The sequence below is a fragment of the Lacimonas salitolerans genome, from assembly GCF_042677865.1.
In the GTDB taxonomy this organism is placed as follows: Bacteria; Pseudomonadota; Alphaproteobacteria; order Rhodobacterales; family Rhodobacteraceae; genus Lutimaribacter; species Lutimaribacter salitolerans.
In genome coordinates, this window is sequence record NZ_JBHUDD010000059.1 from 180,081 (window position 1) to 201,933 (window position 21,853).

22 protein-coding genes are annotated in these 21,853 nt (G+C 64.8%); 13 read left to right on the forward strand and 9 right to left on the reverse strand.

Annotated elements, in window-relative coordinates; genetic code table 11:
- Position 1: 1 nt before the first annotated feature.
- The 3 genes from ACFTOW_RS12605 to ACFTOW_RS12615 form a co-directional block, all read right to left on the reverse strand.
- The gene (locus ACFTOW_RS12605) at positions 2-1,903 is read right to left on the reverse strand and encodes a TRAP transporter permease (protein ID WP_379916223.1); all 1,902 of its coding nucleotides are present in this window, start codon (positions 1,901-1,903) and stop codon (positions 2-4) included.
- 81 nt (positions 1,904-1,984) lie between these two features.
- On the reverse strand, positions 1,985-3,130 hold the full coding sequence (locus ACFTOW_RS12610; RefSeq protein WP_379916225.1) for a TAXI family TRAP transporter solute-binding subunit: 1,146 nt from the start codon (positions 3,128-3,130) through the stop codon (positions 1,985-1,987).
- A gap of 54 nt (positions 3,131-3,184) precedes the next feature.
- Entirely contained in the window at positions 3,185-3,958 is a 774-nt protein-coding gene (locus ACFTOW_RS12615) for an enoyl-CoA hydratase/isomerase family protein (protein WP_379916227.1), read from the reverse strand.
- Positions 3,959-4,137: 179 nt separating this feature from the next.
- Between ACFTOW_RS12615 and ACFTOW_RS12620 the strand changes: the two genes are divergently transcribed.
- The 6 genes from ACFTOW_RS12620 to ACFTOW_RS12645 are packed head-to-tail and all read left to right on the forward strand — an operon-like array spanning position 4,138 to position 9,592.
- On the forward strand, positions 4,138-4,932 hold the full coding sequence (locus ACFTOW_RS12620; protein ID WP_379916229.1) for an IclR family transcriptional regulator: 795 nt from the start codon (positions 4,138-4,140) through the stop codon (positions 4,930-4,932).
- A 17-nt stretch (positions 4,933-4,949) separates the two neighbouring features.
- Positions 4,950-7,073: an acetate--CoA ligase family protein gene (locus tag ACFTOW_RS12625; RefSeq protein ID WP_379916231.1), complete on the forward strand. Its 2,124-nt coding sequence runs from the start codon at positions 4,950-4,952 to the stop codon at positions 7,071-7,073.
- A complete protein-coding gene (locus tag ACFTOW_RS12630; protein WP_379916233.1) occupies positions 7,070-7,462 on the forward strand; it encodes a hypothetical protein in 393 nt (130 codons plus the stop codon). The genes ACFTOW_RS12625 and ACFTOW_RS12630 overlap by 4 nt, the downstream gene beginning before the upstream one ends.
- A 10-nt stretch (positions 7,463-7,472) precedes the next feature.
- Positions 7,473-7,874 carry a MaoC family dehydratase gene (locus ACFTOW_RS12635; RefSeq protein ID WP_379916235.1) on the forward strand — a complete coding sequence of 134 codons (402 nt, stop codon included), beginning with the start codon at positions 7,473-7,475 and terminating at the stop codon, positions 7,872-7,874.
- The gene (locus ACFTOW_RS12640) at positions 7,871-8,785 is read left to right on the forward strand and encodes an SDR family NAD(P)-dependent oxidoreductase (protein WP_379916237.1); all 915 of its coding nucleotides are present in this window, start codon (positions 7,871-7,873) and stop codon (positions 8,783-8,785) included. Before ACFTOW_RS12635 ends, ACFTOW_RS12640 begins: the two co-directional genes overlap by 4 nt.
- A 12-nt stretch (positions 8,786-8,797) precedes the next feature.
- Positions 8,798-9,592 carry a citryl-CoA lyase gene (locus ACFTOW_RS12645; protein WP_379916238.1) on the forward strand — a complete coding sequence of 265 codons (795 nt, stop codon included), beginning with the start codon at positions 8,798-8,800 and terminating at the stop codon, positions 9,590-9,592.
- Between the two features lie 9 nt (positions 9,593-9,601).
- Here ACFTOW_RS12645 and ACFTOW_RS12650 read toward each other — a convergent pair whose 3' ends face one another.
- Together ACFTOW_RS12650 and ACFTOW_RS12655 are read right to left on the reverse strand one after the other, a co-directional pair.
- On the reverse strand, positions 9,602-10,162 hold the full coding sequence (locus tag ACFTOW_RS12650; protein WP_379916240.1) for an exopolysaccharide biosynthesis protein: 561 nt from the start codon (positions 10,160-10,162) through the stop codon (positions 9,602-9,604).
- A gap of 32 nt (positions 10,163-10,194) precedes the next feature.
- Complete coding sequence (locus ACFTOW_RS12655; RefSeq protein WP_379916242.1) at positions 10,195-11,049, reverse strand: SDR family oxidoreductase; 855 nt, start codon at positions 11,047-11,049, stop codon at positions 10,195-10,197.
- 106 nt (positions 11,050-11,155) lie between these two features.
- Here ACFTOW_RS12655 and paaA point away from each other — a divergent pair, with 106 nt between their 5' ends.
- From paaA to ACFTOW_RS12680, 5 genes are all read left to right on the forward strand, one after another.
- Complete coding sequence (gene paaA, locus ACFTOW_RS12660; protein WP_379916244.1) at positions 11,156-12,139, forward strand: 1,2-phenylacetyl-CoA epoxidase subunit PaaA; 984 nt, start codon at positions 11,156-11,158, stop codon at positions 12,137-12,139.
- A gap of 117 nt (positions 12,140-12,256) precedes the next feature.
- A complete protein-coding gene (gene paaB, locus ACFTOW_RS12665; RefSeq protein ID WP_379916246.1) occupies positions 12,257-12,541 on the forward strand; it encodes a 1,2-phenylacetyl-CoA epoxidase subunit PaaB in 285 nt (94 codons plus the stop codon).
- Entirely contained in the window at positions 12,541-13,290 is a 750-nt protein-coding gene (gene paaC / locus ACFTOW_RS12670) for a 1,2-phenylacetyl-CoA epoxidase subunit PaaC (protein ID WP_379916248.1), read from the forward strand. The genes paaB and paaC overlap by 1 nt, the downstream gene beginning before the upstream one ends.
- Positions 13,284-13,763 (forward strand): 1,2-phenylacetyl-CoA epoxidase subunit PaaD, encoded by a 480-nt coding sequence (gene paaD / locus ACFTOW_RS12675; protein WP_379916250.1) that lies wholly within the window; start codon positions 13,284-13,286, stop codon positions 13,761-13,763. The genes paaC and paaD overlap by 7 nt, the downstream gene beginning before the upstream one ends.
- Before the next feature lie 10 nt (positions 13,764-13,773).
- Entirely contained in the window at positions 13,774-14,814 is a 1,041-nt protein-coding gene (locus tag ACFTOW_RS12680; RefSeq protein ID WP_379916252.1) for a 2Fe-2S iron-sulfur cluster-binding protein, read from the forward strand.
- A gap of 71 nt (positions 14,815-14,885) precedes the next feature.
- Here the strand turns inward: ACFTOW_RS12680 and ACFTOW_RS12685 are convergent, their stop codons facing one another.
- From ACFTOW_RS12685 to ACFTOW_RS12695, 3 genes are all read right to left on the reverse strand, one after another.
- Positions 14,886-15,611, reverse strand: coding sequence for a metallophosphoesterase family protein (locus ACFTOW_RS12685; protein ID WP_379916254.1), 726 nt, complete (start codon positions 15,609-15,611; stop codon positions 14,886-14,888).
- Between the two features lie 84 nt (positions 15,612-15,695).
- Positions 15,696-17,291, reverse strand: coding sequence for a phosphoglycerate dehydrogenase (gene serA, locus ACFTOW_RS12690; RefSeq protein WP_379916256.1), 1,596 nt, complete (start codon positions 17,289-17,291; stop codon positions 15,696-15,698).
- An 89-nt stretch (positions 17,292-17,380) separates the two neighbouring features.
- Positions 17,381-18,535, reverse strand: coding sequence for a phosphoserine transaminase (locus tag ACFTOW_RS12695; protein ID WP_379916258.1), 1,155 nt, complete (start codon positions 18,533-18,535; stop codon positions 17,381-17,383).
- A 275-nt stretch (positions 18,536-18,810) separates the two neighbouring features.
- On the opposite strand from ACFTOW_RS12695, the gene serB reads away from it, so the two are divergent.
- The gene (gene serB / locus ACFTOW_RS12700) at positions 18,811-19,683 is read left to right on the forward strand and encodes a phosphoserine phosphatase SerB (protein ID WP_379916260.1); all 873 of its coding nucleotides are present in this window, start codon (positions 18,811-18,813) and stop codon (positions 19,681-19,683) included.
- Between the two features lie 155 nt (positions 19,684-19,838).
- Positions 19,839-20,834: a Hint domain-containing protein gene (locus tag ACFTOW_RS12705; RefSeq protein ID WP_379916262.1), complete on the forward strand. Its 996-nt coding sequence runs from the start codon at positions 19,839-19,841 to the stop codon at positions 20,832-20,834.
- Between the two features lie 2 nt (positions 20,835-20,836).
- On the opposite strand, the gene ACFTOW_RS12710 is transcribed toward ACFTOW_RS12705, so the two are convergent.
- Positions 20,837-21,832, reverse strand: coding sequence for an asparaginase (locus ACFTOW_RS12710; RefSeq protein WP_379916264.1), 996 nt, complete (start codon positions 21,830-21,832; stop codon positions 20,837-20,839).
- Positions 21,833-21,853 lie beyond the last annotated feature (21 nt).

Here is a 21,853-nt window from a genome sequence, read left to right on the forward strand (position 1 = left end):
TTCAGGCAAGGGAACGGGCACGCAGCCGGTGCACCACAAAGACGCACAGGGCCACGACCAGACCGACGATATCGGTCATCGGTTCGGGATAAAGGCTGAGCAGCGCCGCCGCGATGACCACCGCGCGTTCGATCATGTTGATCGGTCCCGAGAAATACAGCCACCCGGACAATCCGCAGGAAATCAGCAGAACCGAGAACCCGGCCGTCAGCACCGCCTGCGCCACCTGCAACGGTTCGCCATGGCCGATCAGCGCCGGTTCCAGAACAAAGAACACCGGCAGGATGAACAGGATGATGCCCAGCCGCATCGCGGTCAGCCCGGTTTTCATCGCATCCGCCTTGCCCACCGACGCGGCGGTGATCGCGGCAATCGCCACCGGCGGGGTGATATAGGACAGCATGCCCCAGTACAGAATGTACAGGTGGCTGGCCATCGGGTTCAGCCCGGCCTGCACCAGCGCGGGGGCCAGGATGATCGCCAGAAACACGTAACAGGCCGATACCGTCATCCCCATGCCCAGCACAAAGGATGTCAGCCCACCATAGAACAGCAGCAGATAGACGTTGCCATCGGCATATTGCACCAGCTCGCGCGCAAAGGCCGATCCGACCCCGGTGATCGACAGCGCGCCGACCACAAGGCCCACCCCGGCAAGGATGCCGATAAGCTGCGCCAGCGCCACGCCCGATTCCTCGATGATGCGGGCAAAACCCAGAACGCGGCCGCGATACATCGGGTCCAGCAATCCGCCGACGATCAGGATGCCAGTGGCATACCACGGCGCATAGGATTCCAGCCGCATCACCAGCAACACATAGATCAGCACCGCCAGCGCCAGCACGAAAATCCAGCTTTGACGCAGCACCGACAGGCCGGTTGGGATATCTGCCGCCTCGGCCCCTTTCAGGTCGTTCTTGGCGGCATAGCAATCGGCCTGCATCAGCAGGGCTGCGTAGAACAGCACCGAGGGGATGATCGCCGCCGCGATCACCTCGGCGTAAGGAACGGCCAGGAACGTCGCCATCAGGAAGGCCGCCGCCCCCATGATCGGTGGCATCAGCGTGCCGCCGGTCGAGGCGCATGCCTCGACCGCCGAAGAGTAGTGCGGCGAATACCCCGCCTTTTTCATCGACGGGATGGTGAAAGTCCCCGTGGTGATGATGTTCGACACCACCGAGCCTGACAGCGATCCGAACAGGCTGGACGCGACGATCGACACCTTGGCCGGCCCGCCACGGGTGCGCCCAAGCAATTTCAGGGCCAGCGCCATGAAAAACTCGCCCCCGCCCAGGATGGCCAGCACGACGCCGAACACGATATAGCCGATCAGCAGGTCGGCCACGACGCGGAACGGGATGCCGATGATTGATTCCGTGCCCAACGCGTGGCCCGCCACCAGCGCCGACCACGTGAACTGGTTGCCCCACAGCACGCCCGGCATGGAGGCCGCGACCATCGGATAGAGGCCAAAGGTCAGGCAGACCACCGCCAGCACCATGCCTGCGCACCGCCGCACCGCCTCGATCGCAAGAAAGAACAGGATGGATGCGCCCAGCGTGGCCAGTGGCGGGGCCGAAAACGACCAGCCCGCCGTCATGATCCGCCGCGCCTGACTGGCGAAATAGAGGCAGATCGCCAGCACAAGGATCGCCATGATCCAGTCGGCCAACCACAGCCACTTGGGCCGGTTGCTGCGATCCGCCGGAAAGCGCAGGAATACGATGGCCAGGAAGATCCCCAGCAAAGCATAGAAATAGGCCGATGTGATGGGCCGCATGCCCGGTGCCACGATGGGCAGCGTTTGCAGCATGGTCATCGCGATACCGATCCCCGCCAGCGCGATCACCACGATACGGGTGACGCGGGGCAACCAGTTTGCGGATGTCTGGGCAGTGTCCATGGATCAGCCTTTGGGTCTGAGGGCAGTCTGGTACGGACGGCCCGCGCGCGGGAAGCGGTGCGCACGGGCCGACCGGTCAGGTCACAGGTCTGCTGTGGCCTTGGCGCGGGCTTCGTCCCAGGCGGTGGCGAACTCTTCCTCCGACAGGCCGCTGTTGGCCTCAAGGAACCCGGGCCATGCCTCGCGCAGGGCGTCGATCTCGGCGATGGCGCCGTCGTTCCAGGCCTGCTGCTCGTCGCTCCACTTGTCGATTTCCTGCAGGTAGCGCACGGCACCTTCGTGCAGCGGCGCATCCAGCGGCACGCTGGAAATCAGGTCGATGTGCCACCGCTCCATGATCGGGGCCGCATCCTTGAACGCGTCGAAACTTTCATGCACCGCCTTGAGGAAGGCATAGGTTTCATCCGCGTTCGCGTCATGCTTGACCGTGATCATCGGGTATTTGTAGGCCACGATATCCACCGGGTCCTTGCCGGTGACGCCCACGCCGATGGTTTCGCGGAAGGGCGAGAACAGCGGCGCGATCTCGTTCATGTTCTCCCACAGCGCGGCATCGTTGGGGTCGAACGACAGCCAGCGGATGCCGCGCGGGCTGGCCTCCAGCTCGTTCAGCGCGGCAGAGGTCAGCGCCGAGCCTGCGGCATCGGCCTGGCCTTGGGTCAGCGCGCGCAGCGTGTCGCCATAGGACGGGAACTCGATCACCTCGACATCGTCGCGGGTCAACCCCTTGGACGCGATCATCGTATCCACCTTGATCGACACCGACGGGTTGGCTGCGGCATAGGCCATGCGCCGACCGCGCAGATCCTCGATCGTCTCGATCCCGCTTTCCTCGGTCACGGCGATGCCGAAACTGGCCGGACGTCCGCAGATCGTTCGCAGGTTCTGGGGGCCCCAGTCGGGCGTGGCGAAATCGAAAATGCCGCGCGTGGCAAAATACAGTTCGTTGGCCAGCCAGGCGTTGCTGGCCTGCCCTTGCAGCATGGGCAGCAAACGCCCCACGCCCGACCCCGACGGCAGCAACCGCACGCGGGTGCCATGCGCCTTGATCAGGGCATCGGCAATCGCCGTGGCCTCGACATAGCCGGTCGAGCCGACATCGTAGGTGCTCCAAATCATCGTGTCGGGCAGGCCTGCGGTTTGCGCGCGCAGCACGGCGGGTGCCATCGGGGTGAATGCGGCAGCCCCCATAAGGGCCATCGTCTGGCGACGGTTCAGTTTGGTCATGGTTTCCTCCTCCTCTGTTGACATATCCGGGGCACGGTGCCCCGCCGGGGCGTGTCAGACCCCGGAAAATTCCGGCGGGCGTTTTTCCAGAAAGGCGCGGCGCGCCTCGTCATGGTCCTGCGTGGCAAACAGCGTCGCCTGCGCTGCGCGTTCGTCGCGCAACACGGACTCCAGATCGCCTTGATGGCGGGCAAGGATGGGGCGCAGATGGGCGGCGGGCAGGGGCGCGGCGGGCATCAGGGCGTGCGCGGCATCGATGGCGCGGGCCACGGGGTCACCATCGGTCAGAATGTCGGCCATTCCGGTTTCCACGGCTTCGGCCCCGGCACGTTCGCGCGAGTCCAGCAGAATCTGCTGCGCCCGTGCGGCCCCTACGCGGCGGGGCAGCGACCACATGATCCCCATGTCCGGCACCAGCCCGACCCGCGCGAAGGACGCGCAGAACCGGGCGGACTCTGCCGCCACGACCAGATCGCAGCACAGCGCCAGCGACATGCCCCCGCCATAGGCCGCGCCGTCCACGGCGGCGACCACGGGTTTCGGGCCAAGCGCGATCAGGCGGACGATGTCATGCACGATATCCAGCCGTTTCAGCGCGATCGGTATCGGCTGACCCATCGCCTTGATGTCGCCGCCCGCGCAGAAGCATCCGCCCGAGCCGGTCAGCACCAGTGCGCGCACCGAGGCGTCATCATGTGCGGCCTGCAACGCATCGCGCAGCGCCCCGCGCATGTCATCGCTCAGCGCGTTGCGGCGGGCGGGTTCGGCCATGGTCAGAACGCGAATGCCGCCGCTTTCATCACGGATGCGCAGCCCCTCAAAGGCCATCACGCGGCCTTTTGCGAAATGGGGATTCGGCAGCAGATGCTGTGCAGATCGGTCAATTTTTCCTCCCTTATCAGCGGCTTGCGTCTGGTGTCCCGTGTTTTTGTTCGGGTATCGTGCTTGCGCTGATGGCTGTCATTCTGTATAAGGAAAGCAATTCTGCCAAGAGAAAAATCTGAAACATGTCGGACACGCAAAAATACGTCGGCGCGGTCGAGAACGCGGTCAAGATCCTGCGCCGCCTGACCCAGACGGACGAACCCGCCGGTGTGGCGACGCTGGCGCGCGAAACCGGGCTGAACGTGTCGACCGCGTTCAACATCCTGAAAACGCTGGTCAAAGAGGGGCTGGTGGTGTTCGACGAACAGACCAAGACCTATGAGATCGGCGCCGGTATTCTGGAGCTTGCCGCGCCGATGCTGGGGCGCAATCCCGTCGACATGATCCGCCCGGTCATCACCGAGGTCAGCCATCATCACAAGGTACTGGTGGCGCTGTGGAACCTGACGCCGACGGGGCGAATCGTGCTGTCAGACCGGATCGTGCCGCCCAACGTGGTGCATGCCGACATGCGCGCAGGCGCCCGCCTGCCCGATCTGGTGGGGGCGGTCGGGCGCTGCGTCGCGGCGCAGCGCGGCTATGACCGCGACACCCTGCAACAGGCTTACGAGGCGCTGCGCTGGCAGAACCCGCCGGGGTTCGAGGCCTATTGGGCCGATGTGCAAAAGGCGCGCATCGATGGCTATGCCTTCGACTTCGGCAACCTTTTCAAGGGTCTGAGCATGGCCGCCGTGGTGGTGCGCGATCTGCAGGATGTGCCGCGTCTGGGGCTGAGCGCGATTTCGATCTCGGGGCAGAAAGAGCCCGCCGACCTGCACGAGGCCGCGCTGGCCCTGCAACAGGCGGCCAGCTTCATCGAGATCAACGTGTTCGGGCGGCGTGATGCGCCGGTGGATCAGGCGCGCGACGCCGGATGACGGAAAAAGGGACAGACATGACACTTCAGGCAGAGGACAGGCGGCGTGGCCTGGACGGGTTTTTCGCGCCACGCTCCATCGCGGTGATCGGCGCGTCGGACGACCCCGAACGCATCGGCGGCCGCCCGTTGCACTTTTGCCTGAACTCGGGGTTCTCGGGGCCGATCTATCCGGTAAACCCGTCGCGTGACACGGTGCAGGGCCTGCCCGCCTTTGCCGATCTGGATGCCGTGCCGGGGCTGGTCGATCTGGCCATTCTGGCGGTTTCGGCGGATCGCATCGCGGACACGCTGCGTGCCTGCGGACGCAAGGGCGCGCGCGCGGCGGTGATCTTCAGCGCCGGATTTGCCGAACTGGGCGCGGACGGGCAGGCGGCTCAGGGCGGGCTGGTGCGGATTGCACGCGAAAACGGGATGCGCCTGCTGGGGCCGAATTGCCTTGGGTTCTATGCGGCGGCATCCGGGGCCTGCGGCACGTTCTCGTCCGCCTTGCAGGGCGGGATGCCCGCACGCGGGGGGATCGGCCTGATCACGCAATCCGGGGCCTATGGCACGCATCTGTTGCAGATGGCCAAAGAGCGGCGGCTTGGTGTGGCGGGCTGGGTTTCCACGGGCAACGAGGCTGACGTGACCGTCGCCGATTGCCTGGCCCACATGGTCGAAGACCCCAGCGTGACCGCCATCGGTATCTACATGGAAGGGGTCAACCAGCCCGAAACCCTGCTGTCGGCGCTGGAGCGCGCCCGCGCGCTGCGCAAGCCCGTGGTGATCATGAAGGTCGGCGCATCCGAGGTTGGCGCGCAGGCGATGCAGTCGCACACCGCGTCGCTGGCCGGGTCGGATGCCAGTTTTCAGGCCGCGATAGAACAGGCAGGCGCGCTGCGCACCGAGACGACGGAACAGATGTTCGACATTCTCTATGCCGCCTCGGTCGCGCCCTTGCCCAGCGGTGACAGGCTGGGCGTCCTGACCGTCTCGGGCGGGGCGGGGGTGCTGATGGCCGATGCGGCGGCCAAGCATGGCCTGCAGGTGCCGCCGATGCCCGCCGATGCGATAGACCGGATGCTGCTGCGCAATCCCTTTGCCTCGCCGCGCAACCCGGTGGACATCACGGCGCAGGCGATCAACGATTTCGACCTGATCCCCGATTACCTGACCGAGATGATGCGCAGCGGCGACTATGACGCCTATGTCGGGTTCTTTACCTCGTGGGCGGGGGCGGACCGGCTGGGGCCTTTGATCTTTGATGCGCTGACCCGGGCATTGGACGGGTTCGACAAGCCCTTTGTGATGGTGGGCCTGCTGGGCGACGATCTGGCCGCGCGCTATGACGCGGCGGGCATCCCCAGCTTTGCTGATCCGTCGCGCGCGGTTGCGGTTCTGGGCGCGCTGGCGCGGCTGCGCGCCGGGTTCGACCGATCCGGCGTGGCGGGTATCCTGCCCGACATCGGTGATCCCGCCCTGCCCGCCACGCAGGTGTCCGAGGCGGCGGCCAAGGCGCGGCTGGCCAAGGCCGGTATCCCCTGCCTGCCGGAAGAGGTGGCGCGGGATGCCGACAGCGCGGTTGCGCTTGCGACCGCGATGGGCCTGCCGGTCGCGATGAAGATCCTGTCGCCGGACATCGCGCACAAGACCGACATCGGCGGCGTGGCTCTGGGCCTGAACAGCGCGGATTCGGTGCGTGATGCCGCGCGGCGGATGCTGACCGATATACCAAGGCGGATGCCCGACGCGCATATCGAGGGTGTGCTGATCACCCCGATGGCGGGGGAGGGTGTGGAACTGATTCTAGGCACGCAGCGCGATCCGATCATGGGACCCATGGTGATGATCGGCATGGGCGGTATCCTGGCCGAGGTCGCGCCCGACGTGGTGCTGGCCCGCGCGCCGGTGACGCCCGATCAGGCGCTGGAGATGCTGGGCCGGTTGCGTGCCGCTGCGTTGCTGGACGGGGTGCGGGGCCGCCCGGCGGCGGACAAGGCGGCGGTGGCCGATGCGATCTCGCGCCTGTCGGTTCTGGCCTTTGCCAACGCCGACCAGATCGAAAGCATCGAGATCAACCCCCTGCTGGCCCGCCCCGACGGGGTTCTGGCGCTGGACGCGCTGATCGTGCCGCGGGGCCATACCGAGGGCGAGGCATGACTGACAAGATGTGGACATTCGACCGGCTGATCCCCGGTGCCGGTTTCGGCCCGGTCGTGGTGTCGCTGGATGCGGACCGCGTTGCGGGTTTTGAAGGCGTCTATGGCCCGATTACCGGCGATCTGGCGCCCGACGGGCTGATCGTGGCCGGGATGATGGAGGCCTATATCCGCGCCATCCAGCCCCGGCCCAAGGGCAATGTGCATGCCGCGCAAAAGCTGGCGTTCACCGGCGCGCAGGCGCGGCTGGGCGATACGGTGTCCTATACCGTCACCGTGCTGTCGAAAGAACAGAAGAAGGGACGCAACTGGATCATCTTCGCGATCGAGGCCGACGCAAACGGCAAGGCCCTGATGCGCGGCGACGTGACCGCGATCTGGGCGGCATGAGGGGACAAACATGACTGATTTTCCACCAACCCTGCCGCCGCTGACCCTTGCCACCAACCCGGACACGACCCGCGCCTATGCCGCGCTGACACAGGATTGGAATCCGATCCATCTGGAGGCGGAGGCTGCCGCAAAGGCCGGGTTTGACCGGCCCATCGCGCATGGCACCATGGCGCTGAACCTGGCTGTGCAGGCGGTGGCACAGGGCAGCGACAACGCCTTGCGCATTGCCGATCTGACCATCCGCTTCACCGCGCCGACATGGGTGGGTCAGACGCTGACCGCGCAGGCAAACCGGCTTGAGGGTGCAGAATACGCGATCAGCGTGACCACCGACGACGGGCGGGTCGTGATGCAGGGGCAGGCCACGCTGGCCGCGCGCGATACCGAAGGTTCGAGAGGGACGGAATGACAGGGATACTGACAGGCAAGGTGATGCTGGTCACCGGCGCGGGTGGCGGCATCGGCCGGGACATAGCCCTGGCCGCCGCGCAGGAGGGGGCTGCCGTTGTGGTCAACGATCTGGGTGCCAGCCTGAAGGGCGACCGGAGCGAGGCAGGCGCGGCGCAAGCCGTGGTGGCCGAGATCGAGGCCATGGGGGGCCGCGCCATCGCCAACACCGGCAGCGTGGCCGACCCGGATGCCGCGCGGGCCATGGTGGCCGATGCGGTCGATGCCTTTGGCCGGCTGGACGCGGTGGTGAACAACGCGGGCATCCTGCGCGACGGGTTTTTCCACAAGATGAGTTTCGAGGATTTCGATGCGGTGGTGAAGGTGCACCTTTATGGCACGTTCAACGTCAGCCGCGCTGCGGCGGATCAGTTTCGCGCACAGGAAAGCGGCGCGATGATCCACATGACCTCGACCTCGGGGCTGATCGGCAATCTGGCGCAGGCAAACTATTCCGCGGCCAAACTGGGCATCGCGGCCCTGTCGAAATCCATCGCACTGGACCTGCGGCGCTGGAACGTGACGTCTAACTGCATTGCACCATTTGCATGGAGCCGCATGACATCCTCGATCAAGGTGGACAGCCCCGAACAGGCCAAGCGGGTGAAAAAGCTGCAAGAGATGAAACCCGCCAAGATCGCGCCGCTGGCGCTGTATCTGGCGTCGGATCGCGCGCGCGACGTGACGGGGCAGATCTTTGCCAGCCGCAACAACGAGATTTTCGTGCTCAGCCAGCCGCGCCCCGTGCGATCCGTTCACCGCGACGGGGGATGGACGCCGGAAACGGTGGCCGAACACGCCATGCCCGCCTTGCGCGCGGGATTTGTGCCGCTGGACGTGTCGGCAGACGTGTTCAACTGGGACCCGGTTTAAGGAGGGACAGAGATGCCCAAACGCAAGGACAAGATCACATCCGACATCGGCTGGAGCACGGCGGACAGGATACAGGTGCACGGGCTGGACCTGCCCTCGGAAATCCTCGGCCATGTCAACCTGGGCGACATGGCCTTCATGCAGGTGACGGGGCGCAAGCCGACGGAACAGGAGTCAGTGGTGTTCAACGCCATAGCCGTGACCTTGGTCGAGCATGGCATCACGCCCTCGGCCATGGTGGCGCGTTTGACATACATGGGCGCGCCGGAATCGTTGCAGGCGGCGGTTGCGGCGGGGCTGTGTGGCTTGGGCAGCGTCTTTGTCGGCTCGATGGAGGGGGCGTCGCGGATGCTTTATGCTGCCTTGCCGCCCGATCAGGCGGGCAAGGGGGCAGATCTGGCCGCGATTGCCAAGCAGACCGTTGCCGACCACCGCGCAGCCCGGCAGATCGTGTCGGGGCTGGGGCATCCGGTGCACAAGCCCGTTGATCCGCGCACCCCGCGCCTGTTCCAGATTGCCGCCGACAACGGCCTGTCGCGGGATTACATCGCGCTGATGCAATTGATCCAGCAAGAGGCCGAGTCTGCATCGGGCAAGGTGCTGCCGATCAACGCAACCGGGGCCATTGGCGCGATCTGTTGCGAGTTCGGCTTTCCGCAGGAAATCATCCGCGGTTTCGGCGTGATGGCGCGAGCGATCGGCCTTGTCGGGCATATCCTTGAGGAAACCCGCAACCCCATCGCGTTCGAGCTGTGGCAAAGGGCCGAAGAGGAAATTCTGGAAACCAGCGGGCCCGGGTCGCAGTAGCAGGCGGGTTTACCAGACCCGCTCCCACAACTGGAACACGGCGGTTCCCATCGCGCCGATAAAGGCAAAGCCCAGCACCACGAACAACCCGTCGCGCGTTACCAGCCCGATGGCCAGCAGCGAAACGGCCGTTGCGCCGATGGATGTGACCATGGGCAGGGGTTCCAGCAGCGGCCAGGGCAGGGCGGTGGCAATGATCGTCAGAACGATCAGCCATTTGATCGGGCGACGCGTCAGCAGTGACAGTCGCGCCTTGGTGCGCCGGTCGATCCAGCCCATCGGGCCGTGCAGAAATTCAATCGCCCTCTCAAGCTTGCTGCGCTGCACTTGCCGATTCAGCACAAAGGCCGGGAGCCACAGGTGATCGCGCCCCACCAGGTATTGCGAGGCAACCCCGACGATGACCAGCATGCCTGTCGAGGGCAGACCCGGAATGGCGGATATGGGCGAGACAAGAACAAGCGCGGTCAGCAGGATCACCGTGGTGAATGACCTGTCCCCGACATGGCTCAGGATCGTGCGCAGCGAGACAAAGTCGTCGTCGTCGTCGGGGCGCAGCATCCGCAGCATGCCTTGAAGCGAGTCGGGGCCTTGGGGTGACATCACACCTCTGCTTTCAGGATTGCACGCAGCCCCTCGCGGTAGCTGGGGTAGAGAAGGGTCACGCCCAGATCCTGCTTGATCCGGTCGTTCGAGACGCGTTTGGATTCGGAATAGAAACTGCGCGCCATGGGCGACAGATCTGCGTTGTTGAAATCGACCGCCGGGGGCAGCGGCAGGTCCAGAAGGTCGGCGGCATGGGCGATCACATCCTGTGGCGGGGCGGGATCATCATCGCAGACGTTGTAGACGGCACCGGGATCGGGGCGCGCGATCGAGGCGGCCAGCACTTGCGCGATATCCTCGACATGGGTGCGCGAAAACACCTGACCGGGTTTGATGATGCGCTGCGCTGTGCCTTGCCGGACCTTTTCGAACGGCCCGCGCCCGGGGCCATAGATGCCCGCCAGCCGGAAGATGTGCAAAGGCAGGCCCGGGATGGCGGCCCACGCGCGTTCTGCATCGACGCGGGCCTGCCCGCGGCGGGTGCCGGGGGTCAGCGGGGATGATTCGTCGACCCAGCCGCCCTGGCGGTCGCCATAGACGCCGGTGGTGGACAGATACCCCACCCAAGCGATTTGCGGCGCGGCCGCGGTGATCGCCGCGCGATATTCCGCCAGTACCGGATCACCGTCCGCATCGGGCGAAACCGATGACAGCAGGTGTGTCGCCTGCGCCAGTGCGGATGGGATGTCATCGTGCCCCCAAAGCAGCGGATGCACGCCCTGATCCTTCAGGGCCTTGATTTTTCCGGGATTTCGCGTGGTGCCATACACGCGCCATCCTTCGGCCAGAAGCCTGTGCGCAAGCGCCTGCGCCGAATATCCGTGACCGAACGAGAACAAGGTTTTTTCCATGGCTCCTAGATGGGTCAGGCCCGGCCCGGGCGCAAGTGTTACAAAAAACGCTTTGAGAGATCGGTTTTGTAACTTATAACATGTTCAGCGACAGGAGGAGCCACCCATGTATAGCCAAGGTCTGATCGGTGCGGATGGCAGCACCACGGAAACGCCGGAATTTCTGGAGAGGTTTCAGCGGCGCATTGATGCCGAGGAAAAGATCGAACCGAACGATGCGATGCCCGAGGGCTACCGCCGCACACTGGTCCGCCAGATCGGCCAGCACGCCCATTCGGAAATCGTGGGGATGCTGCCCGAGGGCAACTGGATCACCCGCGCGCCCAGCCTGCGGCGCAAGGCGGCCCTGCTGGCCAAGGTGCAGGACGAGGGCGGGCATGGCCTGTACCTGTATGCCGCCGCCGAAACGCTGGGCGTGAGCCGCGAGCAGATGACCGAGGAATTGCTGTCGGGCAAGGCCAAGTATTCGAGCATCTTCAACTATCCCACGCTGACCTGGGCCGACATCGGCGTGATCGGCTGGCTGGTCGATGGCGCGGCGATCATGAACCAGATCCCGCTGTGCCGGTGCTCGTTCGGCCCCTATGCCCGCGCGATGATCCGCGTGTGCAAGGAAGAGAGCTTTCACCAGCGGCAGGGATACGAGATCGTCATGACGCTGGCGCAGGGCACCCCTGCGCAAAAGGCGATGGCGCAGGACGCGCTGAACCGCTGGTGGTGGCCGTCGATCATGATGTTCGGCCCGCATGACGCCGACAGCGAGCACAGCGATCAAAGCATGGCTTGGAAGATCAAGCGGTTCACCAATGACGAGCTGCGCCAGAAGTTCATTGACGCCACCGTGCCGCAGGCCGAATATCTGGACCTGACGCTGCCCGATCCCGATCTGAAATGGAACGAGGACAAGGGCGGATACGATCACGGCCCGATCGACTGGGACGAGTTCTGGCGCGTGGTCAAGGGGCATGGCCCGATGGCAAAGGACCGGATCAAGGATCGCAAGGCCGCTTGGGACAAGGGCGCGTGGGTGCGCGAGGCTGCCTTGGCCCATGCCGAGAAGCGCTGCGCGCGCAAGATCGCGGCAGAGTAGGCGGGACGACGGGACGGCGCTCGCGGGCTATGCCCGCATCGCCCCGCCCGCCATCCCGCAGTTCGGGGCGCTGCCCCGGACCCCGGAGTTTATTCAGCAAGATGAAGGAATGAGGCCATGACGCATACCACGCCTCTTTGGGAAGTGTTCATCCGGCCCCGCAACGGGCTGGCGCACAAGCATGTCGGCAGCATCCATGCCGCCGATGACGTGCTGGCGCTTCAGGCCGCGCGGGATGTCTATACCCGGCGCGGCGAGGGCACCTCGATCTGGGTCGTCCGCTCGACCGAGATCGTGGCGAGCGACCCCGATCAGGCGGCCGAGAATTTCGAGCCGACCGCCGACAAGATCTATCGCCACCCGACCTTTTACGAAATCCCTGATGATGTGGGGCATATGTGATGGCGGTCTGGCAGGCGATACTGGAACTGGCCGATGACCACCTGGTGCTGGGGCACCGGATCAGCGAATGGTGCGGCCATGCGCCCATGCTGGAAGAGGATCTGGCCCTGCCCAACATGGCGCTGGATCTGATTGGCAGCGCGCGTGTGCTGTATGATCATGCAGGCAAGCTGGAAGGGGCGGGCCGGTCCGAGGACGACCTGGCCTATCTGCGGGGCGAGCGCGAGTATCGCAACTGCCTGCTGGTCGAGAGGCCGAACGAGGATTTTGCCCATACCATGCTGCGCAGCCTGTATTTTGCGGCGTTCATGCGGCCCTATTGGTTGAAGACGCTGGAGATCAGCAGTGACGAGACGCTGCGCGGTGTCGCGGGCAAGGCCGAAAAGGAAATGGCCTATCACATCCGTCATGCGGGTGAGTGGGTGATCCGGCTGGGCGACGGGACCGAGCAAAGCGCCGACCGGATGCGCGAGGCGGTGGCCTCGTTGCACATCTACGTGGATGAGCTGTTTGAAAGCTCGGACGTGGCGGCAGAGGCCGAGACGGCAGGCGTGCTGCCGGTGCGCGGCGACCTGCGCGCGGCGTTTGATGCCACGATTGCTCAGATCTTTGCCGAGGCATTGCTGGAGGTGCCGCAGGTGCCCTATCCGCAGACCGGAGGGCGTGCCGGCTTGCATGGCGAGGGGCTGGGCCATCTGCTGGCCGAGATGCAATCGGTGCATCGCGCCCATCCGGGGGCCACATGGTGACCGCAGCCACCCGCGCCTGGGCGGCCGCATCGGCCGTGCCGGACCCCGAGGTGCCTTGCGTCAACGTGGCCGAACTGGGCATCCTGCGCGATGTGCGGATCGACGGCGGAGTGGCGGTTGCCCGCGTCAGCCCGACCTATTCGGGGTGCCCCGCCGTGCTGGCCATCGAACTGGCGATCGAGGCGGCGCTGCGCGACGCAGGCTTTGAGGCGCGGATCGAGCGGGTGCTGACACCGCCCTGGACGACAGACTGGATCACGCCCGAGGGCCGCGAAAAGCTGCGTGCCTATGGCATCGCCCCGCCCGAGGAAAGCGGCGGCAAGGCCACGCTGTTCGGCGCGGCGCAGGTGACCTGCCCGCGGTGCGCCAGCCGCGATACCGAGCGGCTGAGCGAATTCGGATCGACGGCCTGCAAGGCGCAGTATCGCTGCCTGTCGTGCCGCGAACCGTTCGATTATTTCAAATGCATCTGAGGGGGCGAGCATGTTCCACGATCTGACAATCCGCGAGGTCCGGCAGGAAACGCCGGACGCAGTCTCTATCACGTTCGACATGCCCACGGATGGGTTTGACTGGCGGCCCGGCCAATATCTGACGCTGCGCGCCGATGTGGATGGTGCCGATGTGCGGCGGTCCTATTCCATCGCTTCGCTGCCGGGTGAACCGCTGACCGTGGGTGTAAAGCGGGTCGAGGACGGCGTATTCTCGACGTTCTGCCAGGCCTTGAAGCCCGGTGACCGGGTGCGGGTCATGCCGCCCGAGGGGCGCTTTGTGACGCGGGGTGAAGACGATCTGGTGCTGATCGCCGCCGGCTCGGGGATCACGCCGATGGTGTCGATCGCCGGTGAGGCGCTGGCGCGCGGGGCGCGGGTGACCCTGATCTATGGCAACCGCGCCTATGATACCATCATGTTCCGCGCGGCGCTTGAGGCTCTCAAGGATCGGTACGTGGATCAGTTCACCGTCGTACATATCCTGTCGCGTGAGCCGCAAGACGTTGATCTGCTCAACGGGCGGATCACGGGCGACAAGGTGGCGGCGCTGGGTCGTGCCGGCGCGGTGGATCTGGCGGGCGCTGAAGGCATCTACCTGTGCGGTCCCGGCGACATGATCGACGACGTGCGCCGCACGCTGGACGGAATGGACATAGCCCCGGACCGCATCCATTTCGAGCGGTTCACCCAGGATGGCGAGGCACCGCGCGCCCCGAAATCCGCCGCTGCCGAAGCTGTCGCCGAAACCGGTGCCACAGTCGAGGTGATCCTGGACGGCACACGCCGCCAGTTCATCCTGGGCGCACAGGATGACAACGTGGTCGATGCCGCCGCGCGCGCCGGGCTGGAGCTGCCCTATTCCTGCAAGGGTGGCATGTGCTGCACCTGCCGCTGCAAGGTGGCGGATGGCAGTGCCGAGATGGCGGTGAACTATTCGCTTGAACCGTGGGAGATCGAGGCGGGGTTCACGCTTGCCTGCCAGACCCGCCCGACAAGCGACAAGCTGGTGCTGGATTTCGACGCGGCCTGATGCGGGGTCTGTCTTCATCTTGCCCATAAACTCTGGGGGTTTGGGGGTGAAACCCCCAACCTTCCGGTCGGTCAGTCCATTGACACGCGGCCCTTTTTGGTGAGCCGCCAGGCGCTCTCGCCTTCGAACACCGCCGCGGTCAAGGGCCGGTCATAGCCGGCGCCGCTGTCCAGATTGACCCGATTGCCATAGTGCTGTGGGCTGTCCAGCGGTGTGTGACCATGCACGATCAGTGCGCCGTGATCGCGGCGGTCATCGTGAAACTCGGCCCTGATCCACAGCAGATCGGTTTCAACCTGCGCATCCAGTGACACGCCGGGGCGGATACCGGCGTGGACGAAAAACAAGCCGTCAACGTGGTGGGTCAGGGGCAGGTTGCGCAGGAACTCCAGATGTGTCTGCGGCACCGTCGTCCGCGCCTCATCGGCAAGTTCGAACATGCGCCGCCTTTCGATATGCGTCACGCCGTAGGAGGCTAGCGTCTCGCGCCCGCCGATCCGTTCGTGCATCCAGTCATAGCCGACCAGCAGGTAAGGATCGTGCCGCGGGGGCGTGTCCAGATACCACTCCATCATCCTGTCGTGGTTGCCTTTCAGGCAGGTCCAGTTGCGCCCTTCGGCCAGCCCGCGCGACAGCAGGTCCAGAACGCCCCGACTGTCGGGGCCACGATCGACATAATCACCCAGAAAGACGATGCGCGCATCCGCGCCGCCATCGGCTTCGATCAGCGCAAGCGCGTCCTCCAGCATGGCGCGTTGGCCGTGGATGTCGCCGATGGCGTAGATGGGGCTGCTCATACGCTTGACCTATACCGAAGCCGCTGAATTTGAAAGGGCGCAGCCCTTGCAGAACCGCGCCCTTGATGTTGGGGATTGGCCGGATCAGGCCACTTCGAATTCCAGCGGCTTGATCTGCTGGAACATGCCGGTTTTCTCAAGCTCTTCCAGCACGTCCTCGGCGGGTTCTGCATCCAGATACAGCAGGGCGATCGCCTCGCCTCCCGCGGCCGCACGACCCAAGGTGAAGTTGGCGATGTTCACCCCATGCCGCCCCATGGTGCCGCCCAGTGTACCGATGATGCCGGGGATGTCCTCGTTCGTGGTATAGAGCATGTGCGCCCCCACCTCGGCGTCGATGTTGATGCCCTTGATCTGGATAAAGCGCGGCTTGCCATCGGAAAAACAGGTGCCCGCGATCGAACGTTCGCGCTTGTCGGTCACCACGGTGACCTTGATATACCCCTCGAATGCACCTGACTTGTCCTGATTGGTGGTGCTGATCTTGATGCCGCGTTCCTTGGCGATCACCGGGGCGCTGACCATGTTCACGTCCGGGTTCACCTTCTTCATGATCCCCGCGATCACGGCGCAGTTCAGCGCATCCAGGTTCATGTCGGCCACGACACCGTCATAGAGGATGTTGATCGCCTTGATCGGCTCGTCCGTCATCTGGCCGACAAAGCTGCCCAGGTGGCCTGCCAGAGCGACCCAGGGGCCCATGACCTTGGCCTCTTCGGCGGTCATCGAGGGCATGTTCAGCGCGTTTTCCACCGCGCCATCCAGCAGATAGTTCGACATCTGCTCGGCCACCTGCAACGCCACGTTTTCCTGCGCCTCGGTGGTGGCGGCACCCAGATGCGGGGTGCAGACCACGTTGGGCAGGCCGAACAGCGGATTCTCGGTCGCCGGTTCCTCGGCAAAGACGTCGAACGCGGCGCCGGCCACGTGGCCCGACTTCAGCATCTCGGCCAGCGCCTGTTCATCCACCAGGCCACCACGGGCGCAGTTGATGATGCGCACGCCCTTCTTGGTCTTTTCCAGGTTCTCCCGGCTCAGGATATTGCGAGTCGTGTCGGTCAGCGGCACATGCAGGGTGATGAAATCGGCCCGTTTCAAAAGATCGTCCAGTTCGACCTTTTCAACGCCCATCTTGGCGGCCTTTTCCTCCGACAGGAACGGGTCGTAGGCTATGACCTTCATCTTCAGGCCGCGTGCCCGGTCGCAGACGATGCCGCCGATGTTGCCTGCGCCGATCACGCCAAGCGTCTTGGCGGTCAGTTCGACCCCCATGAATTTCGACTTTTCCCACTTGCCCGCGTGGGTGGATGCGCTGGCCTCGGGGATCTGCCGCGCGACGGCGAACATCATCGCAATGGCATGCTCGGCGGTGGTGATCATGTTGCCGAAGGGCGTGTTCATGACGATCACGCCTTTCTTGCTGGCGGCTTCCTTGTCGACATTGTCGACGCCGATGCCGGCGCGGCCGATCACCTTGAGCCGGGTCGCCGCGTCGAGGATCGTCGGCGTGACCTTGGTCGCCGACCGGATGGCAAGGCCGTCATACTGACCGATCAGCTCGGCCAGTCTGTCCTTGTCCTTGCCCAGATCGGGCATGAAATCGACGTCGATGCCGCGATCGCGAAAGATCTGCACGGCAGCGTCGGAAAGCTTGTCGGAGATGAGAACCTTGGGGGCCATTGTCGTGGTCCTTGTGCAAATTTTCAGGGGGAAGGACACGGACTTTGTCATAAAGTCCGTGTCGTTTTCTTTGCAAGAAAACGGATGCGTCAGGCCGCTGCTGACTGCGCCTCGATCTCTTCGTGAAACGCCCAGTCAAGCCAGGGCAGCATCGCGGCAATATTGCCGGTTTCCACCGTGCCGCCGCACCAGATCCGCAGGCCTGCAGGGGCGTCCCGATAGGCGCCCACGTCCAGCGCCACGCCTTCGGCCTCCAACCGTTTGGCCACCGTCTTGGCAAATGCGGCGCCATCCTTGATGCGATCATCGGTGAACTTCAGGCACACGCTGGTGTTCGACCGTGTCGCCGGGTCCACTGCCAGGTTGTCGATCCAGTCGCGCGCGGCGCAGAAATCCCAGATCGCCTGCGCATTGCCATCGGCCCGCGCCATCAGCCCCTTGAGGCCACCGACCGAGCGGGCCCAGTCCAGCGCCAGCAGGTAATCCTCGACCGCCAGCATGCTGGGGGTGTTGATGGTTTCGCCGACAAAAATGCCGTCGATCAGTTTGCCGCCCTTGGTCAGGCGGAAGATCTTGGGCAGTGGCCATGGCGGCGTGTAGGTTTCCAGCCGCTCCACTGCGCGCGGTGACAGGATCAGCATGCCATGCGCGGCCTCGCCACCGAGCACCTTTTGCCAGCTGAACGTGGTCACATCCAGCTTGTCCCAGGGCAGGTCCTGCGCAAAGGCGGCGCTGGTCGCGTCACAGATGGTCAGGCCTGCGCGCTCGGCGGGAATGGCATCGCCATCGGGCATCCGCACGCCGCTGGTGGTGCCGTTCCATGTGAAGCAGACGTCGTTGTCATAGTCCAGCGCGGCCATGTCCACGATCTCGCCATACGCGGCGGTGTGCACCTGCGCGTCGATCTTGAGCTGTTTGACCGCGTCGGTGACCCAACCCGCGCCAAAGCTTTCCCAGGCGACCATTTCGGCGGGGCGTTCGCCCAGCATCGTCCACATCGCCATCTCGTAGGCGCCGGTGTCGGATGCGGGCACGATGCCGATCCTGTAATCGGCAGGCACGCCCAGAATCTCGCGCGTGTCCTCGATGGCCTGTTTCAGTTTCGCTTTGCCCACTGCGGCACGATGCGACCGGCCCAAGGGGGCGTCGGACAGGGCATTGAGGTCAAATGTGGGGATTTTGGCGCAGGGGCCAGAGGAGAAACGCGGGTTTTGTGGCCGCGCAGTCGGTTTGGTCATAGCCATTTTATGCTACCCTTTCAGATAAGCGCCCCTCGTTGGGGAGGGGTGTCCCGCCTACGCAGATACGGCCACGCCCCGTGCCGCGCAAGCGCAGAAATGACGCAGACACGGCGGTTTACCCGCAATTTGCGACGCATCTTGATGCCGATCGGAAACTTGCGTGCCGGTTCGCGGCGGTCCGTAGGGTGGGTGCCAACCCACCCCCATGCCGCGTGCGGGCTGGCGGTTCGGCGTGTTGCGCGCTACGAGGAGGCACGCGTTTAGTGACGGAGCCGCCCATGTTCATCTGCACCCTGATCGCCAAACCCGGCATGCTGGACCCGGCATTGGTCGAAAGCCTGCGCAATGCCTGGGGCGGGGGCGATGCGGTCTGGTTGTCGCCGGACGAGGCGGCGGAGTTCTCGCTGACCGAAAAGCCGGGGAATCGCTGGGACGTCTGGGCCGATGTGCAGACTCTGGGCGTCGATCTCGTCATCCAGCCCGCAGAGGGGCGGCGCAAGGCGATGCTGCTGGCCGACATGGACAGCACCATGATCCAGCAGGAATGTATCGACGAACTGGCGGACGAGGCCGGTGTCGGCGATCATGTCAAGGCGATCACCGCTCGCGCGATGAACGGCGAACTGGATTTCGAAGGCGCGCTGATCGAGCGTGTGGCCCTGCTGCGCGGTCTGGATGCGGGCGTGATCGACAAGGTGCTGGCCAGTCGCATCACCTACATGCCCGGCGGCGCGGCCTTGATTGCGACGATGCAGGCGCATGGCGGTCATGCCGCGCTGGTGTCGGGCGGGTTCACCGCCTTTACCGCGCAGGTGGCCGCGCAACTGGGTTTTGACGAAAACCGTGCCAACACGCTGCTGATCGCGGATGGCCGCCTGACCGGCGAGGTCGCCCGCCCGATCCTTGGCCGCGAAGCCAAGATCGAGGCGCTGGAGCAGATCAGTGCGCGGCTGGGGCTGACCCATGATCAGGTGATCGCCGTGGGCGACGGGGCCAACGATCTGGGCATGCTTGGCCAGGCGGGCACGGGTGTGGCGCTGCATGCAAAACCAAGCGTGGCCGCGCAATGCGATGTGCGGGTGAACCACGGTGACCTGACCGCGCTTTTATACCTGCAAGGCTATGCGCGGGCGGATTTCGTCATCCCCTGACGCGGCATTCCGGCAACGTTGCGGGTCAACCCCTTCTGGTCATTCCGGCTGGCCGCTTGCAATTTCGGGCAATCCCGGACAATTTTGCACAAGACCGTCCATTGTTTGGCGGAGCGCAACAAATCCTGGGGGGATCTGTTGTAAGGGGTCCACCCGTGGCCGAGGTCGAGATATTTGTAACCGGCGATGAAATTGCAACGTTCAACAGCGTTGCAACATCGGGAAACAACAACGGCATGAAGGTGACGCTGTTCGGTGTGCAGCCCCTTGGCAGCGCGACGGACGTGTTTCGCGTGGTCATTCGCCAGGTGAACACTGGCGATCCGTTCTTTTCCAACGGGCAGTTTGTCGATATCTATGCTTGGCCCGAGATCGGCGGACCGCAGCCGCCGATCTATTCAAACCTGAATCCCCAGCATGATCAGTTTCAGGGTCGCGCATCGTCTGCCGAACACCAGATCATGACCAATCCCGCCAAGATAGTGTTTGATGTCAATGGCCTGACAGCCGGGACCGTGCAATACGGCCCGGGTTTCGATCCGCCGCGCGCGCAGAAACTTGCCTTTTCAACGTTTTCCGATGATCCGCCCGATTTTCCCTGTTTTTGTGCCGGAACGCTGATCGAAACCGACACCGGACCGCTGCCGGTCGAGGTGATCCGACCCGGTGATCTTGTGCAGACACTGGACCATGGCCTGCAACAGGTGCGGTGGGCCGGTCAGCGCCGGGTGCCGGGCCGGGGCGCGCTGGCCCCGATCCGGTTTCAGGCGGGGGCCTTGGGCAACTATCGTGATCTTCTTGTATCGCCCCAGCACCGGATGCTGTTGCGCGATTGGCGGGCCGAGATGCACTTCGGACAGAACGAGGTGCTTGTCGCGGCGCGCCATCTGGTCAATGGCACAACGATCAGATCCATGCCCGTGCCCCGCGTCACCTATGTGCATCTGGCGTTTGACGATCATCAGGTGATCTGGGCCGAAGGCGTGCCAAGCGAAAGCCTGCACACCGGGGCGATGGCGCTGGCCGCTCTGGACACGGAAACACGCGACGAGTTGCTGACCCTGTTTCCCGAACTGGCGGATCAGCAGGGCCAGCCCGCCGAAACCGCCCGCCCTTGCCTCAAGGCGTGGGAGGCGCGGCTGGTCGCCTGACGCTACGCCAGTTCAGGCGCAGGCCGGATCATCCCGGTTTCCAGCCCGTCCCAATTGCGGATCGGCGCGTTCAAGAAGGTCTGCGCCGCCGGATGCGCCGGGTCCAGCATGCCAAGCCTGACCAGGATCGCGGCGATCGCGCATTCCGCCGCGCGGGTGCCGCCATCGACGATCTTGAGCGCGACGCCAAGCTTGCGTTCGGGGATGATGGCGATGAAAAACGCCTCGGCCCCGGTTTTCAGCGCCACGCGCCCACCACAGGCACGCATCAGTTCGGTGCAGGCGAGACCTTCGCCGGCCACAAGCTCTGGATGGGTGACCATCGCCTGCGTCAGCGCCGCTGCCGCGCTGGACTGCGTACCTGCGCCGTCACGGGCGGCGGCAAAGAACGCCATCGCGCGGGCCATGCCGTGCAGGCTGCTGGCAAAGTTGGGGGCCGAACAGCCGTCGATGCCGAACCCCGGCGTGGTTTCTGTTGTCACTTCCTCGAACGCATCCTTGACGGCGACTTGCACCGGGTGATCCGCCGCCACGTAGTCCGGGCCCGCGCGCAGATGCTTGGCCAGCGTCAGGAAGCCGGCATGCTTGCCCGAGCAGTTGTTGTGCACGCGATCAGGCGCGCGCCCTTCGCGGATCAAAGCGTCGCGGATCGCGATGTCGCGCGGCTCTTGCGGACCGCAGCAGAAATCATCGTCACATTTGCCGATATGCGCCAACCAGCCCTGCACCGCATCCACATGGATTGCCGCGGCGTTGTGCGAGGCGCAGGCCAGCGCCAGCTGCGCCTGCGTCAGATCATGCGCCGCCGCCGCCCCGCTGGTGATCAGTGGCAGCGCCTGCAACATCTTGGAAGACGAGCGCGGCAGGACCACCGCGCCGGGGTCGCCCCAGGCCTGCACGATCTGGCCTGTGTCGTCACAAATCACCGCATGACCGCGATGCATGCTCTCCAGAAACGGGCCGCGCCATACCTCGACCATATCAACCGCGTTGACCATCTTGGCACCCCCTTCACAACT